This window comes from Plantactinospora sp. BB1, from assembly GCF_003030385.1.
In the GTDB taxonomy this organism is placed as follows: domain Bacteria; phylum Actinomycetota; class Actinomycetes; order Mycobacteriales; family Micromonosporaceae; genus Plantactinospora.
On sequence record NZ_CP028159.1, the window covers coordinates 7230174 to 7247146 of the forward strand.

The window sequence follows — 16973 nt, forward strand, 5'->3', positions numbered from 1 at the left end:
TCCTCGCACTCGCAGCCTGCCTTTCGCTCGCGACTGCGGGGCTCGCAGCCGTCACTTCCCGGAGCCGCCCAGCCGGGCGTCCCGGGCCGCCGCCATCTTGCTCGGCAGGCCCCACAGCTGCACGAAGCCCTTGGCCAGGGACTGGTCGAAGGTGTCGCCGGTGTCGTAGGTGGCCAGGCCGAAGTCGTAGAGGCTCGCCTCGGAGCGCCGGCCGGTCACCACGGCCCGCCCGCCGTGCAGGGCCAACCGGACCTCGCCGGAGACGTGCGCCTGGGTGTCGTCGATGAAGGCGTCCAGCGCGTTCTTCAGCGGCGAGAACCAGAGACCGTCGTAGACCAGCTCGCCCCAGCGCTGGTCCACGCCCTTCTTGAACCGGGCCACGTCCCGCTCCACGGTGACGTTCTCCAGCTCCTGGTGGGCGGTGATCAGCGCGATCGCGCCCGGCGCCTCGTACACCTCGCGGCTCTTGATGCCGACCAGCCGGTCCTCGACCATGTCGAGCCGGCCCACGCCCTGGGCGCCGGCCCGCCGGTTCAGCTCCAGGATCGCCTGGTACGGGGTGACCGTCTCGCCGTCGATCGCCACCGGTACCCCGGCGTCGAAGGTGATCACGACGTGGTCGGGGTCGCGCGGCTCCGCCGGGTTGGCGGTGTAGGAATAGACGTCCTCGATCGGGGCGTTCCAGATGTCCTCCAGGAACCCGGTCTCCACCGCCCGGCCCCACAGGTTCTGGTCGATCGAGTACGGCGACTTGCGGGTCACGTCGATCGGCAGCCCCTTCTCCTCGGCGTACGCGATCGCCTTGTCCCGGGTCCAGGCGTAGTCCCGGGCCGGCGCGATCACCTTGAGGTCGGGGGCGAGGGCGCCGAGGCCGGCCTCGAAGCGGACCTGGTCGTTGCCCTTGCCGGTGCAGCCGTGCGACACGATCGTGCCGCCGTAGTGCTTCGCCGCCTCGACCAGGTGCTTGACGATCAGCGGCCGGGAGAGCGCGGAGACCAGCGGATAGCGGTCCATGTAGAGCGCGTTGGCCCGCATCGCCGGGATGCAGTAGTCGGCCGCGAACTCCTCGCGGGCGTCGACCACCACCGACTCGGCGGCGCCGCAGTCCAGGGCCCGCTGGCGGATCGCCGCCATGTCCTCGCCGCCCTGCCCGACGTCGATCGCCACCGCGATCACCTCGGCGCCGGTCTGCTCGGCCAGATACGGGATGGCGACCGAGGTGTCCAGGCCCCCGGAGTACGCCAGTACGACGCGCTCGCTCATGGTGTGGTGCTCCCTTCAGCATGTTCTTCCCGGGCCGCCCAGGCGGAGAGCTTCTCCCCCAGTGCCGCGCCACCGGTGGCCTCCCGGGCCACGACGAGAATGGTGTCGTCGCCGGCGATGGTGCCGACGACCTCCGGCAGCCCCGCCCGGTCCAGCGCGCTGGCCAGGTACTGGGCGGCACCGGGTGGGGTGCGCAGCACGGCGATGTTGCCGCTCGAGTCGACCCCGTTGAGCAGTTCGCGGAGCAGCCGGACCAGCCGGGCCGGCGCCTGTTCGGCGTCCCGCAGCGGCCGCTTGCCGTCCTCCGGGATGAGGTAGACGGCCGGTCCGTCGCCACCGCGCACCTTGACCGCGCCCAGCTCGTCCAGGTCGCGGGAGAGGGTGGCCTGGGTGACCTGTACCCCGCCCGCGGCGAGCAGGTCGGCCAGCTCGGTCTGCGAGCGGATCTCCCGCTCTCGGATCAGGTCGACGATCCGGGCGTGCCGGGCGGCCCGGGTCAGCGGTCCGGTCATGCCGACTCGCCGACCACGGACGCGATGATCGAGGCCGGAGACGGTTCACCCTCCGGCTGGGCCGCCGCCGCGTCGGCGGCGGCCCGCTCCTCGGCGTGCCGGTCCAGCAGCCAGGCGAGCAGCGCCTTCTGCGCGTGCAGCCGGTTCTCCGCCTGGTCGAAGACCGCGCTGCGGGGCCCGTCGAGCACCTCGTCGGTGATCTCCTCGCCCCGGTGCGCCGGCAGGCAGTGCAGCACCACGGCCTCCGGCGCGGCGCCGGCCAGCAGGGCCTGGTCGACCTGGTACGGCTGGAAGGCGGTGAACCGGTCCCGGCCGTCGTCCTCCTGCCCCATCGAGGTCCAGGTGTCGGTGGCGACCACGTCGGCTCCGGCCACCGCCTCGACCGGGTCGCGCAGCACGAGTACCGAACCGCCGGTGCCGGCGGCGATCTCGGCGGCCCGCTCCAGCACGGCCGGGTCGGGTTCGTGGCCGGCCGGGCCGGCGACCCGGACGTGCATCCCGGCGGTCGCACCGCCGAGCAGGTACGAGTGCGCCATGTTGTTCGCCGCGTCCCCGAGGTACGCCAGGGTCCGGCCGGCGGTGCCGCCACAGTGCTCCCGGACGGTGAGCAGGTCGGCCAGGAGCTGGCAGGGGTGGAAGCCGTCGGTCAGCCCGTTCACCACCGGCACCGTCGCGCCCTCGGCGAGCTGGGCGATCCGGTCGTCACCGAAGGTACGCAGCACGATGGCGGCGACGTACCGGGACAGCACCCGGGCCGCGTCGGCCACCGACTCGCCCCGGCCGAAGTGCGTGACCTGGGTGTCCACCACGATCGGGTGGCCGCCCAGCTCGGCGATGCCGACGTCGAAGGAGAGCCGGGTACGCAGGCTGGGCTTGTCGAAGAGCACCGCCACCGCCCGGGGGCCGGCGAGCGGGCGCACGCCGTAGCGATCCGCCTTCATCCGGGCGGCGAGGTCCAGCACCGCCGACTGCTCGGCCGGGGAGAGGTCGTCGTCGCGCAGGAAGTGCCGGGGCATCAGTGTCCACCCCCGGTCCCGTCGGCGGCGGTCGGGACCGCCGTCTCCTGCGGCGCCGGGGTCGCCGCGTCCAGGGCCGCCGGCAGGGCGGCCAGGAAGGCGTCGGCCTGGTCCAGGCCGAGGATCAGCGGCGGGGCCAGCCGGATCGTCGCCGGCTGCACCGGATTGGTGAGGAAGCCGGCGTCCCGCAGCACCCCGGCGGTCGCGGCGGCGGCCGGCGCCCGCAGCACGATCCCGAGCAGCAGCCCGGCGCCGCGCACCTGCGCCACCAGTGGATGGTTCAGCGCCTCCACCCCGCGCCGGAGCCGCTCGCCGACCCGCTTCACGTGGTCGAGCAGCCCCTCGTTGGCGATGGTGGAGATGACGGCGAGCGCGGCGGCGCAGCTCACCGGGTTGCCGCCGAAGGTGGTGCCGTGCAGGCCCGGCCGGAGCAGCTCGGCGGCCCTGCCGAAGGCCAGGCAGGCGCCGATCGGCAGCCCGCCGCCGAGTCCCTTGGCCAGGGTCACCAGGTCCGGCTCGATGCCGTCGGCCTGGTGCGCGAACCAGTGCCCGGTACGCCCGATGCCGGTCTGCACCTCGTCCAGCGCCAGCAACGTACCGTGCTCGGCGGTGATCCGCCGAGCCTCGGCGATGTAGCCGGGCGGCGGCACGACGACGCCGTTCTCGCCCTGGATCGGTTCCAGGATCACCATCGCGGTCTCGTCGCTGACCGCCGCTGCCAGCGCCTCGACGTCGCCGTACGGGACGTGGGTCACCTCGCCGGGCAGCGGGCGGAACGGGTCGGCCTTGGCCGGCTGACCGGTGAGCGCCAGCGCACCCATGGTGCGGCCGTGGAAGCCGCCCTCGGTGGCGACCACGTGGGTCCGCCCGGTGAGCCGGGACAGCTTGAACGCGGCCTCGTTCGCCTCCGCGCCGGAGTTGGCGAAGAAGACCCGACCGGCCCGGCCGGCGAGCGCCAGCAGCAGTTCGGCGAGCGCCACCGGCGGCTCGGCGACGAAGAGGTTGGAGACGTGCCCGAGGGTGGCGACCTGCCGGGAGACCGCCTCGACCACCGCCGGGTGGGCGTGCCCGAGCGCGTTCACCGCGATGCCGCCGACCAGGTCGACGTACTCCCGGCCGGCCTCGTCGACCACGACCGCGCCGCTGCCGCGGACCAGCGCGAGCTGCGGGGTGCCGTAGTTGTCCATCATGGACTGCGTCCAGCGGTCGACCAGCGTCGTCGTCATGGCGTGACCGCCCCGGGCTCGGGAACCACCATCGTGCCGAATCCTTCCGACGTGAAAACTTCCAGCAGGGTCGAGTGCGCCACCCGCCCGTCCACCACGTGCGCCGCCGGCACCCCGCCGCTGACCGCCCGCAGGCAGGCCTCCATCTTCGGCACCATCCCCGACTCCAGCTTCGGCAGCAGCTCGGCGAGCTGACCGGTGGTGATCTCCGAGACCAGGCTGTCGGTGTCCGGCCAGTCGGCGTAGAGCCCGGGTACGTCGGTGAGCACCACCAGCTTGCGGGCCTTCAGCGCGACGGCCAGCGCGGCGGCGGCGGTGTCGGCGTTGAGGTTGTGCAGCACGCCGTCGGCGTCCGGCGCGACGGTGGAGATCACCGGGATCCGGCCGGCCGAGATCAGGTCGGCGACCGCCGAGGCGTTCACCTCGTCCACGTCACCGACCTGGCCGATGTCGACCGGTTCGCCGTCCACGTACGCCGGTCGGCGTACCGCGGTGAAGAGCTGGGCGTCCTCGCCGGAGAGGCCGACCGCGTACGGCCCGTACTCGTTGATCAGCCCGACCAGTTCCCGGCCGACCTGGCCGACCAGCACCATCCGGACCACGTCCATCGCCTCGGGCGTGGTCACCCGCAGCCCGCCCTTGAACTCGCTGGTGATGCCGAGCCGGCGCAGCATGGCGGAGATCTGCGGCCCACCGCCGTGCACCACCACCGGCTTCAGCCCGGCGTAGCGCAGGAAGACCATGTCGGCGGCGAACGCCCGCTGCAACTCCGGCTCGATCATGGCGTTGCCGCCGTACTTGACCACCACGGTCGAGCCGGAGAAGCGGGCCAGCCAGGGCAGCGCCTCGATGAGGGTGGCGGCCTTCCGCTGCGCCTCGGTCAGGTCGCGGGTCAGCATCATGGCCGCACCCGCGTTCCGTTCGGGGCTGCGGGACTCCGCTCCGCTGCGTTCCTCGCGCTCACGAGCCTGCTTCTGTTCGCGACTGCGGGACTCCGCTCCGCTGCGTTCCTCGCGCTCACGTCGAGTACGCCGAGTTCTCGTGCACGTACGCGTGCGACAGGTCGTTGGTCCAGACGGTCGCCTCGGCCGGGCCGGCGTGCAGGTCGATCCGGATGGTCACCTGCCGGCCGGAGAGGTCGACCTTGCTCCGGTCCTCGGCGGCGGCGCCGGACCGGCAGACCCAGATGCCGTTGACCGCCACGTCGATACCGTCCGGTTCGAAGGCGGCGGCCGTGGTGCCGACGGCGGCGAGGATCCGGCCCCAGTTCGGGTCGTTGCCGAAGAGCGCGGTCTTGACCAGGTTGTTCCGGGCGACCGCGCGGCCGACCTCGACCGCGTCGTCCTCGCTGGCCGCTCCGACCACCTCGATCGCGACCTCCTTGCTGGCCCCCTCGGCGTCGGCCACCAGTTGCCGGGCCAGGTCGTGGCAGGCCGCGGTGACCGCGGCGGTCAGCTCGGCCTGGCTCGGCGCGATCCCGGAGGCGCCGCTGGCCAGCAGCAGCACCGTGTCGTTGGTGGAGAGGCAGCCGTCCGAGTCGACCCGCTCGAAGCTGACCCGGCAGGCTTCCCGGAGCGCCTCGTCGAGCACGGCAGGCCCGGCGATGGCGTCGGTGGTGACCACGCAGAGCATGGTGGCCATGGCGGGCGCGAGCATGCCGGCGCCCTTGGCCATCCCGCCGACCGTCCAGCCGGCACCGGCGACCACGGTCGTCTTCGGCCGGGTGTCGGTGGTCATGATCGCCTCGGCCGCCGCCGCCCCGCCGTCGGCGGCCAGCCCGGCCACCGCCGCGTCCACGCCGGGCAGCAGGCGCTGCATCGGCAGCCGCTCGCCGATCAGCCCGGTCGAGCAGACCGCGATCTCGCCGGTGCCGACCGCCGTTGCGCCGTCGGTGGCTCCGGAGAGCGCGGCGGCGGAGAGCGCGGCAGCGGCGTGTTCGGCGGTGGCGTGGGTGTCCTGGAAGCCGGGTGCCCCGGTGCAGGCGTTGGCGCCGCCGGAGTTGAGCACCACGGCCCGGAGCAGTCCGGTCGTGAGGACCTGCTGGCTCCAGAGCACCGGTGCCGCCTTGATCCGGTTGGCGGTGAAGACCCCGGCCGCCGCCGCGTCCGGCCCGTCGTTGACCACCAGCGCGACGTCCCGGGCGTCGGTGGACTTGAGTCCGGCCGCCACGCCGGCCGCCCGGAATCCCCGGGGCGCGGTGACGCTCATGCCAACCCTCCCTCGTTGTCGCGTGCTTCCCAGACCTCTGATCTCCGGTGTCTCACGGCGCGACCCCGTGCGTGGAGAGGCCGGTGGTCTCCGGCAACCCGAGCATCAGGTTGGCGCACTGCACCGCCTGGCCGGCGGCGCCCTTGCCGAGGTTGTCGATGGCGCTGACCACGATCAGCCGACCCGAGTCGACGTCGACGGTCGCCTGGAGGTGGCAGGAGTTGCCGCCCAGCGTGGCGGCGGTGTGCGGCCACTGCCCCTCGGGCAGGACGTGCACGAACGGCGCGTCCGCGTACGCCTGCGCCAGCACCGCGCGGGGGTCGGCCGGGGTGTCGCCGACGGGCAGCGCGGTGACGGTGGCCAGGATGCCGCGCGGCATCGGGGCCAGTACCGGGGTGAAGGAGAGTCCGGTCGCCCCGCTGGCCTGCTTGATCTCCGGTACGTGCTGGTGCGCGCCGACCTTGTAGGGCGAGAGGTCGCCCATCACCTCGCTGCCGAGCAGGTGCGCTTTGGCGGACCGGCCGGCTCCGGAGGTGCCGGAGGCGGCGACCACCACCACGTCGTGCGGGGCGGCCACCCCGGCGGCGAGCAGCGGAGCGAGGGCGAGGATGGTGGCCACCGCGTAGCAGCCGGTGGCGGCGACCCGGGTGGCGGCGGCGATCGCCGCCCGCTGGCCGGGCAGCTCCGGCAGGCCGTAGGTCCAGGCACCGGCGTGGGCGCCGCCGTAGTAGCGGGTCCAGGCGGCGGCGTCGGTGAGCCGGTGGTCGGCGCCGAGGTCGACCAGGCGGACCTCGTCGGGCAGGGCCGCAGCCAGCGCCGCCGACTCGCCGTGCGGCAGGGCCAGGAAGACCAGGTCCGCGTCGGCGAGCACCGCCGGCTCGGTCCGGCCGAACACCAGGTCGAGGCCGGTGAGTTGCGGGTGTACGGCGGCGACCGGCTGGCCGGCCTGGCTGTGCGCGGTGGCGGCGACGAGGTCGAGTTCGGGGTGCCCGGCGATCAGCCGGAGCAGTTCGCCGCCCGCGTAGCCACTCGCACCGGCGACCGCGACTCGAATTCCCATGCCCACCTCCGCATTTCTATGCAGAAGTACGCTAACAGCCTCCCCGCCAGACTGCAAGTCTATGCGAAGGACTGAATGATCTTTCGAGCGTTGGGGCAAGGCTCGGCGACGGCCCGACCGCACCCTCATCGACGAGCGTCAGCACAGCCGCCCGCCACCCTCGGCGCCGGCCGGGCCGGGCCGGGCCTCAGTCGCAGACCTCGTCGAACTCCTGCCGGACCTCCTCGAACGCGGTGTCGAACTCGGCGAGCTTCGGCCCGAGCGTGGCGGCCGGCTCCCTGGAGTCGATCTTGGCGGCCTCGATGGTGTCGGCCAGGCGCTGGATCGCGCCTCGGACGTCACCGTCCGCCGACTCCGCCACCTTCGCCAACTCGGGCCGCATGGCTTCGATCTGGGCGGCCCGGACCTCCGCCGCCGAACCGCGCAGGCCGTGGAACTGACCGAGCACGCCCCGGGCGTCGTCACAGGCCTGCGGCGAGGTGTTCACCCCCGCCCCGCGACAGCCACCGGCAAGCAACAGAACCAGCAGCACGCCGTACCCGAGCGCGCGCCGTCGACGACTCTCCACCCCGTACCTCCGAAGTCGTGTGCGAGGCAGATCCTTCAGCATCCTTCGTGCAATGTCCATTCGTCGATGTCACGGGCGGTGGTCGGCGGAACGCAGCACGCCCATCCGGTCCGTCGGCTCCGGCCGCAGCCCTCGGAGTTGCCAGATCGCCAGCAGCACCAGCCCGACGCCGACCCCGGCCCACACCCCCGCCGCGAAGGGCGTGGAGCGCCACTCGGTCAGGATCCCGAGGGCGGGGCGGGCGACCGCGATGCCGATCCCGGCCAGGCTGGCCACCACCCCGAAGACCAGGGCGCGGACCCGGCGCGAGGTGACCTCGTTGGTGAGTACCTCCAGCACGGTCATGCCGAGCGCGTAGCCGAAGCCCATCACCGGCAGGAACAGGAACGGGCCGAGCCACTCCGCCTGGCTGACCGCGACCAGGGTGGCGAGGACGAGCAGGAACGACACGGTCAGCGCGAGCCGGCGACGGGACACCGAGACGTATCCGGCCAGCAGGCCGCCGAGCACCGAGGCGGCGGCGAAGGCCGCGTACATCCAGCCGGTGACCTGGGCGGAGAGCCCCAGTTCCAGGGCCAGCGGCTGGAACAGGATCCGGGCGCTCCAGCCGAAGAGCAACAGCAGCACCCCCAGCCAGACGGCCCGGCGCAGCCGGGCGTCGGCCGCCGCGGCCCGGATGTCGGCGAAGACCCCGGACAGCGAGCTGGCGACCCGGGATCCGGAGATCTCCGGCAGGGTCAGTGCGAGCAGGAACGCCAGCGCGGCCAAGCCGGCGGTGACGGTGAACGGCAGCGTCGGCTCCGTCTGGTAGAGGTAGCCGGCGGCGAGCAGCGAGAGGAGTACCGAGCCGCTGCCGACCGCCCGGATCAACCCGAAGGCCCGGGTCGGGCTGATCTCCAGCTCGTCCTGGAGGCAGAGTTCGTAGAGGTAGGCGCTTGCTGCCCCGGAGGTGAGCGCCCAGAGTACGGCCCAGAGCACCCAGGCGGCGAAGAGCATCTGCACGGTACGGACCTGCGAGATCGCCGCGAACGTCAGCACCGCGCCCCCGGCCAGGGTCAGGTACGCCCGGCGGCGCCCGATCCGGTCCGCGAGCACACCCACCGGGAACTCGCAGGCGACCGAGACGATCCGGAACACCCCGTCGGCCAGTACCGCGGTGGCCAGCGGGAAGCCGAGGTCGAGCAGGTAGATCAGCCAGATCGGGAACCAGAACTGGACCTCCAGCAGGAAGTGGGTGACCGCGAAGGTCCGGATCGCCCGGCTGCGCAGCGCCTGCCTCATCCGACCGGTGCGCCTTCCCCGGCGAACGCCCCGGCGGCGAGTGCTCCGGCGACGAACGCCCCGGCGGCGAGTGCCCCGGCGGCGGGTGCTCGGGTGGAACTCATGCGCCGCGGTCCCGCCGGAAGAAGAGGTACACGATCACCAGCAGCGCGGAGACCACCCCCGAGGTGACCAGGATCGCGTCCGCCGGTTGCGAGGCGACCCAGGCGACCAGGGAGGAGCGGCCGAGGTCGTAGACGGCCATTTCCGGGTCGCTGGCGATCGACCGGCCGAACTCGGTCACCGCGAGCGCCGTGCCGAGGATCGAGGTCATCGCGATACCGAGCAGGATCAGGTCGGTGAACATCGCGGACCGGGCCGTACGCCGGGCGGCGAGTTCGGCCAGCCGCCGGCCACAAAGATCGATCTTGAAGAGTACGGGCTGCTCCAGCAGTTTCTCGTAGTCCCAGAAGTCGAGGATCGCGTCCATCTCGACCCGTACCGCCCGCTTGAGGTATTTCGACAGGTCCTGCCGCTCCATGATGATCAGCTCGGCCCGCTGACTGAGCCCGGTCAGTTCCCCCTTGAGCTGCTCCAACTCCCAGCGGGAGCCGGCGGCGGCCGAGTCGGCGAGGATCTTCGACAGCCGGGCGTCGATCCGCTCCAGCACCCCGTAGAAGACCTGGGCGTAGCGCAGCGCCTCCCACTGGTCCCGGAACGGGTCACCGGGGAGCATCCGGGCACCCGCACCGGTCCGGTCCAGGAAGAGGTAGTTCAGCCAACGGACCAGATGGTCGAGGTCGCCGTCGAGGAGCCGGTCCGCCGGGGGTCGCTGGTCGTCGGCGATGACGACGTCCTTGACCCAGTGCCGGGTCATCTCCTCGGCCCCCGGCGCGGACGGGTCGACCACCAGACTCCGGGTCACCCAGAGCGTCTCGCCGAACTCCGCCGTCACCGGGTCGTCGGCCGGGGTCGCCGAACGCAGTACCTCCTCGTCCCGGTCCGCCTCGCGCAGCAGCGCGAGTACCGGGTCGAGGTACCGCCGGACGATCTCCCGGGCGGTCTGCTCGCCCAACTCCACCGCCCGGGCCTGCAACCCGTCGAGCCGGGCCGGCAGCGGGCCGGTCTGCCCGGCCAGCCACGGGTCCACCTCGGCCAGCATCTCCAGCAGCATCAGCCCGTGGTCGTAGAGCCGGAAGCTGATCTCCACCGTTCCCGCCCAGAGCGGGTCACCGGGCCGCTCGGTCAGGTGCTCGGGGCGGAGCCGGCCGGTCAGCACGTGCAGGGTCCGCTCCGCCGCGTGTTCGCTGATGCTGCGATAGAGGTTGAGCGAACTGCGCGGCCGGGTGTGCTTGAGCGCCACCACCGGCGGCGATTCGGCGACATCCGCCCGGACCCGCGCCGCCAGCCGGGGCAGCAGGGCGTCGAGGGCCGGCTGCCGCTCGGCCCAGAACCGCGCGTGCGCCGCCGGATCCCGCAGCGCCGCTCCGGGTACGGCGTAGAAGTCGACGACCACCGGGGCGAGGATCCGCAGCTGGGTCACCGGCCCACCGTTCCCAGCCGCAGTGCCCGGGCGTCGACGTGCAGTACCCGCCCCTGCGCCGGGCCGTTGGTCAGTTTCACCTCGACCAGGATCGGCCCGGGGCTCGGGCCGGCCCGGGCGACGAACTCCGCCGGCCAGTCGAGCACCCGGGCCCGGGTCCCCTGCGGGGCGAGCAGCACCAGGTTGCCGCGCTCGTCGAGCAGCTCCACGAGTCCGGTGCCGCCGACCGGGTCGAGGGTGACCTCCCGTTGCGCGGACGGGTTGAGGTCGGCGACGATCTCTGCGTACTCCTCGCTGCCGCGCAGCTCCGCGAGCACCCGGTTGAACTCCCGCATCACGGTGGCCGCCTCGGCGCTGTCGACCATCATGAAATAGAGCCCCTCGACGGAGTGCACCAGCGGGTCGTCGCCCTGGAGGTGGCCGAAGTCGCCGACGTCACCGGCGAACGCGGGGTCGGTCAGCGCCGCCCGCCCGGGCAGCAGCCCCTCGGCGAGCAGGTCGATGCGGCCGGCGTCCAGCGCCCGGAAGCCCTCCAGTGTGGACGGGAACTCCACGAAGTCACCGACCGCGGACTCCAGCTCGTCCCAGTAGTCGTACCCGGTGATGCCGCCGACCCGCAGCGCGCCCAGCTCGGCGGCGGACGAGACCTTCGGCTGACCGGCCCGGCGGTTGTAGAAGAGCACGTACTCGAAGTCGACGAGCGGGTCCGACAGCAGCAGGTCGGCCCGCCGGGACGCGCTGCCCACCAGCGGAAACATCCCGACGGTGGCACCGGAGCGGACCTGCTCCTCGGCCAGCGACCAGGAGGTGTACCTGATCTCGGGACGGTAGCCGGAGCGGTTCAGCACCTCCACCACCAGCTCGGCGACCGGGCCACCCTCGGGCAGCTCCGGGCCGACGAACGGGGCCCAGGCGCCGCTGGAGACGAGGACCGGCCGGGCCGGCGAGGTCGGCGACGGGCGGAGCCCGGCCACCACGTACGCCCCGGCTCCGGCCACCACCAGCAGCAGGGCGAGCACCGGTCCCCAGATCCGGAGCGGCTTGAGCAGGACGGACCACCTGGTCGGGTTCGGCGTCACGAGCGATCTTCCTATCCGGACAGTGACGCCCGGTACGGGCACGGCACGGCGTACCCCCGAGACGTCATCCGCAGGACCGTAGGGTACAAGATCCGCGAAACCGGACGGGGTCACCGCAGCACGCCCGGCCCCCCCGACGCCGCCGCGAACGGGTGTGGCCGCCGCGCCGGAGCGCGACGGCCACGATCGACCATCCCCTGTGGACGGGCCGGGGTCAGGCGCCCCGGAGCACCGCCCCGAACCGGCGGGCCGCCTCGGCCACCGCCGCGTCCCGAGCGGCCACCGCCTCCTCGCCGGTCAGCGTCCGGTCCGGCGCCCGGAACACCAGCTTGTACGCCAGCGACCGCCGCCCCTGACCCAACTGCTCCGAGGAGTAGACGTCGAAGAGCCGGACCGACTCCAGCAGCTCCCCGGCGCCCTCGGCCAGCGCCCGGCCCACCTCGTCGGCCGGCACCTCGGCGTCGAGCACCAGCGCCACGTCGATCAGCGCGGGCGGATAGCCGGAGATCCGCGGCGCCGGTACCACCGGGGCGGGCGGCAGCGCGTCCAGGTCGAGTTCGAGGGCGCTGGTCCGGGGCGGCAGGTCCAGCTCGGCCAGTACCGCCGGATGCAGTTCCCCGGCGTGCCCGACGAGCACGTCGTCGACCCGGAACTCGGCGCACCGGCCGGGGTGCCAGGGCGCGTACCCGGCCTGCCGGACCACCACCCGGTCGCCGGCGATCCCGGCGGCGGCCAGCACGCTCCGGCCCGCCTGCACGGCGTCCGCCCAGCCGGCCGGGCGTCCGGCGCCCCACCAGCCGGCCGGCTCGACCTCGCCGGCCAGCACCGCGGCGACCCGCCACGGCTGGTCCGGCAGCACCGCGTCGGCGGCCCGGAACTCCTCGTCGCTCGGCCGGTGCTCCACCCCCATCGCGGGCGGCGGACCGGTCCGGGGCCGGGGCAGGAAGACCATCCCGATCTCGTAGAGCGCCACGTCGCGGTGACCCCGGCCGAGGTTGCGCCGCAGGGCGCCGAGCAGGGTGCCGAGCAGCATGGTCCGCATCAGCGGCTCGGTGTCGGCCAGCGGGTTGGCCAGCCGCACCGCCGCGCGACGCGGGTCGTCGGCGGGCAGGCCGAGCCGGTCGGCCAGCTCGACGGAGACGAACGGCGGGGAGAGCACCTCGACGAAGCCGCTCTCGGCGAGGGTACGGCTCACCGAGCGGCGCCGCCGCTGCTCCGGGGTCAGTCCCCGGCCGGGCGGGGCGACCGGCAGCACCGACGGTACGTGCTCGTAGCCGTCCAGCCGGATCACCTCCTCGACCAGGTCCGCCGGGTCGGTGAGGTCCGGCCGCCAGCTCGGCGGGGTCACCACCAGGGTCTCCGGCCCGCTGGCGTGCCGCCCACCGTGGCCGTTGCCGGCGCCGGCCCGCCCGTCACCGACCGTCACCGCGCAGCCGACCCGCTCCAGCAGCGCCACCGTGCGGGCCGGCTCGTACGGCACCCCGGCGCGCCGGGCCGGCAGGTCCACGTCGATCACGATCCGGTTCGGCGCCCGGACATGGTCGACGTCGAGCACCTCGGCACCGGCGGTGCCGCCCCCGTACCTGGTGAGCAGCTCGACCGCCCGCTCCAGGGCGACCAGCGGCAGCGCCGGGTCGACGCCCCGCTCCCAGCGCTTGGCGGCCTCGCTGAACAACCGGTGCCGGCGGGCCGTCCGGCCGACCACCACCGGGTCCCAGTGCGCCGCCTCGAAGAGCACGTCGACGGTGCTGTCGGCGACCTCGCTGGTCTCACCGCCCATCACCGCGGCGAGCGAGATGGGCACCCCGCCGTCGCCGGCCACCGACCCGGGCAGGCCGGCGTCGCAGATCACCAGGTCCTCCGGGTCGAGCGCCCGGTCGACCCCGTCCAGCGTGGTCAGCCGCTCCCCCGGCACCGCCCGGCGGACCACCAGCTCGCCCCGGAGCGCGCCCAGGTCGAAGGCGTGCATCGGCTGGCCCAGCTCCAGCATCAGATAGTTGGTGATGTCCACCGGCAGCGAGATGGTCCGGATGCCGGCGTGGGTCAGCCGCTGCCGCATCCACTTCGGTGACTCGGCGGCCGGGTCGATCCCCCGGACCACCCGGGCGGCGAACCGGTCGCAGCCGACGGTGTCGACCACCCGGACCGGGTACGCCGGCTCCGCCGTCGCCCCCGTCGCAGGGGCTAGCCCCGGGTCCCGGAACGGTACGTCGAAGGCGTGCGACAGTTCCCGGGCCAGGCCGCGTACGGACATCGCGTACCCCCGGTCCGGGGTGATCTCGACCTCGACGACCACGTCGTCGAGCCCGACCACCGGCCGCGCGTCGTCACCGGGCTTGGCCGGCACGTCCTCGGGCAGCACCAGGATGCCCGCGTGGTCGTCGCCGATGCCCAGCTCCCGCACCGAGCAGATCATCCCGTTGGAGTTGCGCCCGTACGTCTTCCGGGCCCCGATCGCGAACCCGCCGGGGAGTACCCCGCCGGGCAGGATCACCACCACCCGGTCGCCGACGGCGAAGTTGGTCGCCCCGCAGACGATCTCCTGCGGCTCGCCGGTGCCGTTCGCGGCGCCGACGTCGACCCGGCAGAACCGGATCGGCTTCTTGAACCCGGTCAGCTCCTCGATCTCCAGCACCTCGCCGACCACCAGCGAGCCGGTGACGGTGCTCCGCAGGTCCACGATGGACTCGACCTCGATGCCGAGGTTGACCAGCGCCTGGTCCAGTTCCTCGGGACTCAGCTCGGCGGGCAGGTCGACATGCTCGCGCAGCCAGGAAACAGGAATTCGCATGACTCAGACCACCGCATCCGTCACGTCGTCGGGCAGGACCACGTCGTTCGTCATCCCGATCACACCTCCACCCCGAACGCGCGGGTGAACCGCACGTCGCCCTCGGCCATGTCCCGCATGTCGCCGATGCCGTGCCGGAACATCAGCGTCCGCTCGATGCCCATCCCGAAGGCGAACCCGGAGTAGACGTCCGGGTCGATGCCGCAGGCCCGCAGTACCCGGGGGTTGACCATGCCGCAGCCGCCCCACTCGACCCAGCGCGGGCCGTCCCGGTGCTGGGCGAACCAGACGTCGAACTCGCCGCTCGGTTCGGTGAACGGGAAGTAGTGCGGGCGCCACCGGGTCCGCGCCTCGGCGCCGAACATCGCCTTGGCCAGGTGGTCCAGGGTGCCGCGCAGGTGCGCCATGGTGATTCCCTCGTCCACCACCAGCCCCTCGACCTGGTGGAAGACCGGGCTGTGCGTGGCGTCCAGCTCGTCGGTCCGGTAGACCCGGCCGGGGCAGACGACGTAGATCGGGGGCTTGCGGGCCAGCATGGTCCGGGCCTGCACCGGCGAGGTGTGCGTGCGCAGCACCATCCCCGGCGCGTCCAGGTAGAAGGTGTCCATGGTGCCCCGGGCCGGGTGGTCCGGCGGGATGTTCAAGGCGTCGAAGTTGGTCCACTCCAACTCGATCTCGGGCCCCTCGGCGATCTCGTAGCCCATTCCGACGAAGAGGTCGCCGATCCGCTCCGAGAGCGTGCTGATCGGGTGCCGGGCGCCGCGCGGCCGCCGGTCGTAGGGGAGGGTGACGTCCACCCGCTCCTCGGCGAGGATCCGCTCGGCCTGGGCCGCCTGGACGACCGCCAGCCGCTGCGCGTAGGCGGACTCGATAGAACGGCGGGCCTCGTTGACCCGCTTGCCGGCGTCGGACTTGGCGGCCGGCGGCAGTGCGCCGATCTCCCGGCGGGCCAGCGAGACCGGCGCCCGGTCACCGAGGTGCGCCCGGCGCAGCTCGGCCAGGGCGTCCGGCTCGGTGGCGGCGTCGAACGCGGCCGTCGCGTCGGCCACCGCCGCCGCCAGCGCCTCCGGGTCGAGCAGGGCGACCTGCTTCGGGTCGTACGGGTCGTTGCGATACGTCATGGCGTGCGGCTACTCCCTCTGCGTCGCGGGCGGTGGTCCCGCTGCCTCCACGTCGAATGTCCCGTCGCGTCGCGGAATGCCCGCGCACCGGCGACGCCGTGGACAGCTCGGTGAACCTCGGTCGACCTCCCCGTGCGGTCCGTCGTGGCCCGAGGTGCGGCTCGGGGCGCCGGCGCCGTGCCGAACAGGTCGGAAGGTTCGGTGGGCGGCCCTTGCGGGCGGCCCACAGAGTCTACGGACGGGCGGCTGGGCCGCAGCCCGCCGGTGGGAGGGTACGCAGGGAGGAGAAGAGGTCAGCCCTGCCGCCCGCCGGCACCGGCGGGCTGGCTAAACGAGTGGCGTCGCGCGTCGCGGACGCAGCACTGCGCGGACTCGGTCATCAGGTCGACAACTCCCTGGTCGGTTCTGCTGCCCCGGGGTCCATTATGCGCTCTCCGGAGCGGCGTGCGGGCCCCCGGGCCGCAGGGCTCTGGCCGAAGCGTACAGGCAGACCGCGGCGGCGGCAGCCAGGTTAAGGCTCTCGGCCCGGCCGTGCAGCGGTACGCGTACCCGGGCGTCGGCGGCGGCGGCCAGCTCCGCCGGCAGGCCGTGCGCCTCGGAGCCGAAGAGCCAGGCGGTCGGCCGGGCCAGCCCACCGGAGTCGGCGAGATCGTCCAGGTCGGTCTCGCCGTAGCCGGAGGCGGCCAGCACGGTCAGCCCGGCCGCCCGCAACGCGGCGACCACGTCGGCGGGGTCGGGAGCCCGGACGACGTCGAGGTGGAAGAGGCTGCCGGCCGACGACCGCACGCACTTGCCGTTGTACGGGTCGACCGCGTCACCGGCGAAGACCACCGCACCCGCCCCGGCGGCGTCGGCGGTGCGCAGCACCGTGCCGGCGTTGCCCGGGTCACGGATCTCGGCCAGCGCGGCCACCAGCCGGGGACGTCGGGCAAGGGCGGTGCCGATCGACACGTCGAGCCGGGCGCAGACCGCCACGATCCCCTGCGGGGCGACCGTCTCGGTCAGCGCGGCGAGCGCCTCGTCGGTCACCCCGGAGACGGGTACTCCGGCCCGGGCAGCGCTACCGGCGAGGTCGGCGTACCGGTCGAGCCCGGCCGGGGTACCGAAGAGTTCGACCAGTACGCCCGGCGCGGCCAGCGCCTCCCGGACCGCCTGCGGGCCCTCGGCCAGGAACCGGCCGGTGGTGTCCCGCTCCCGGCGCCGGTGCAGCCGCCGGGCCGCGACGATCCTCGGGGTACGCGGGGTGAAGAGCGGCTGCTCCGGTGCCCGGACATGGTCGAGGCGTCCCACCTGCGGGTTTACCGACATGCGGGACGCCTCGATCGG

The 16973-nt window shown here is 73.6% G+C and carries 14 protein-coding genes; all 14 read right to left on the bottom strand.

Going from position 1 to position 16973, the window contains the following annotated elements; genetic code table 11:
- Positions 1–51 precede the first annotated feature (51 nt).
- Positions 52–1263, bottom strand: a complete 1212-nt coding sequence (locus C6W10_RS31660; protein WP_107262743.1) for an argininosuccinate synthase — start codon at positions 1261–1263, stop codon at positions 52–54.
- Positions 1260–1775 carry an arginine repressor gene (locus C6W10_RS31665; protein WP_107262744.1) on the bottom strand — a complete coding sequence of 172 codons (516 nt, stop codon included), beginning with the start codon at positions 1773–1775 and terminating at the stop codon, positions 1260–1262. Before C6W10_RS31665 ends, C6W10_RS31660 begins: the two co-directional genes overlap by 4 nt.
- Entirely contained in the window at positions 1772–2791 is a 1020-nt protein-coding gene (gene argF / locus C6W10_RS31670) for an ornithine carbamoyltransferase (protein ID WP_107262745.1), read from the bottom strand. Before argF ends, C6W10_RS31665 begins: the two co-directional genes overlap by 4 nt.
- Positions 2791–4017, bottom strand: coding sequence for an acetylornithine transaminase (locus tag C6W10_RS31675; protein ID WP_107262746.1), 1227 nt, complete (start codon positions 4015–4017; stop codon positions 2791–2793). Before C6W10_RS31675 ends, argF begins: the two co-directional genes overlap by 1 nt.
- A complete protein-coding gene (gene argB, locus C6W10_RS31680; RefSeq protein ID WP_107262747.1) occupies positions 4014–4919 on the bottom strand; it encodes an acetylglutamate kinase in 906 nt (301 codons plus the stop codon). Before argB ends, C6W10_RS31675 begins: the two co-directional genes overlap by 4 nt.
- Before the next feature lie 115 nt (positions 4920–5034).
- Entirely contained in the window at positions 5035–6225 is a 1191-nt protein-coding gene (gene argJ / locus C6W10_RS31685; RefSeq protein ID WP_107262748.1) for a bifunctional glutamate N-acetyltransferase/amino-acid acetyltransferase ArgJ, read from the bottom strand.
- Between the two features lie 52 nt (positions 6226–6277).
- Complete coding sequence (gene argC, locus C6W10_RS31690) at positions 6278–7285, bottom strand: N-acetyl-gamma-glutamyl-phosphate reductase (RefSeq protein WP_107262749.1); 1008 nt, start codon at positions 7283–7285, stop codon at positions 6278–6280.
- A 187-nt stretch (positions 7286–7472) separates the two neighbouring features.
- Positions 7473–7853: a hypothetical protein gene (locus C6W10_RS31695; protein ID WP_159104838.1), complete on the bottom strand. Its 381-nt coding sequence runs from the start codon at positions 7851–7853 to the stop codon at positions 7473–7475.
- A gap of 69 nt (positions 7854–7922) precedes the next feature.
- Positions 7923–9134, bottom strand: coding sequence for an MFS transporter (locus C6W10_RS31700; protein ID WP_107262751.1), 1212 nt, complete (start codon positions 9132–9134; stop codon positions 7923–7925).
- A gap of 100 nt (positions 9135–9234) precedes the next feature.
- The gene (locus C6W10_RS31705) at positions 9235–10656 is read right to left on the bottom strand and encodes a hypothetical protein (RefSeq protein ID WP_107262752.1); all 1422 of its coding nucleotides are present in this window, start codon (positions 10654–10656) and stop codon (positions 9235–9237) included.
- Positions 10653–11735, bottom strand: a complete 1083-nt coding sequence (locus C6W10_RS31710; protein WP_159104839.1) for an ABC transporter substrate-binding protein — start codon at positions 11733–11735, stop codon at positions 10653–10655. Before C6W10_RS31710 ends, C6W10_RS31705 begins: the two co-directional genes overlap by 4 nt.
- Positions 11736–11949: 214 nt before the next feature.
- Positions 11950–14526 carry a phenylalanine--tRNA ligase subunit beta gene (gene pheT / locus C6W10_RS31715; RefSeq protein WP_107262754.1) on the bottom strand — a complete coding sequence of 859 codons (2577 nt, stop codon included), beginning with the start codon at positions 14524–14526 and terminating at the stop codon, positions 11950–11952.
- Between the two features lie 59 nt (positions 14527–14585).
- Positions 14586–15647: a phenylalanine--tRNA ligase subunit alpha gene (locus C6W10_RS31720; protein ID WP_107262755.1), complete on the bottom strand. Its 1062-nt coding sequence runs from the start codon at positions 15645–15647 to the stop codon at positions 14586–14588.
- A 423-nt stretch (positions 15648–16070) separates the two neighbouring features.
- On the bottom strand, positions 16071–16955 hold the full coding sequence (locus C6W10_RS31725; RefSeq protein ID WP_107262756.1) for an RNA methyltransferase: 885 nt from the start codon (positions 16953–16955) through the stop codon (positions 16071–16073).
- Between the last annotated feature and the right edge of the window lie 18 nt (positions 16956–16973).

Coding starts and splice junctions, on each gene's coding strand:
- C6W10_RS31660 (WP_107262743.1), bottom strand. CDS start 1,263: ATGAGCGAGCGCGTCGTACTGGCGTACTCCGGGGGCCTGGACACCTCG.
- C6W10_RS31665 (WP_107262744.1), bottom strand. CDS start 1,775: ATGACCGGACCGCTGACCCGGGCCGCCCGGCACGCCCGGATCGTCGAC.
- argF (WP_107262745.1), bottom strand. CDS start 2,791: ATGCCCCGGCACTTCCTGCGCGACGACGACCTCTCCCCGGCCGAGCAG.
- C6W10_RS31675 (WP_107262746.1), bottom strand. CDS start 4,017: ATGACGACGACGCTGGTCGACCGCTGGACGCAGTCCATGATGGACAAC.
- argB (WP_107262747.1), bottom strand. CDS start 4,919: ATGATGCTGACCCGCGACCTGACCGAGGCGCAGCGGAAGGCCGCCACC.
- argJ (WP_107262748.1), bottom strand. CDS start 6,225: ATGAGCGTCACCGCGCCCCGGGGATTCCGGGCGGCCGGCGTGGCGGCC.
- argC (WP_107262749.1), bottom strand. CDS start 7,285: ATGGGAATTCGAGTCGCGGTCGCCGGTGCGAGTGGCTACGCGGGCGGC.
- C6W10_RS31700 (WP_107262751.1), bottom strand. CDS start 9,134: ATGAGGCAGGCGCTGCGCAGCCGGGCGATCCGGACCTTCGCGGTCACC.
- pheT (WP_107262754.1), bottom strand. CDS start 14,526: ATGCGAATTCCTGTTTCCTGGCTGCGCGAGCATGTCGACCTGCCCGCC.
- C6W10_RS31720 (WP_107262755.1), bottom strand. CDS start 15,647: ATGACGTATCGCAACGACCCGTACGACCCGAAGCAGGTCGCCCTGCTC.
- C6W10_RS31725 (WP_107262756.1), bottom strand. CDS start 16,955: ATGTCGGTAAACCCGCAGGTGGGACGCCTCGACCATGTCCGGGCACCG.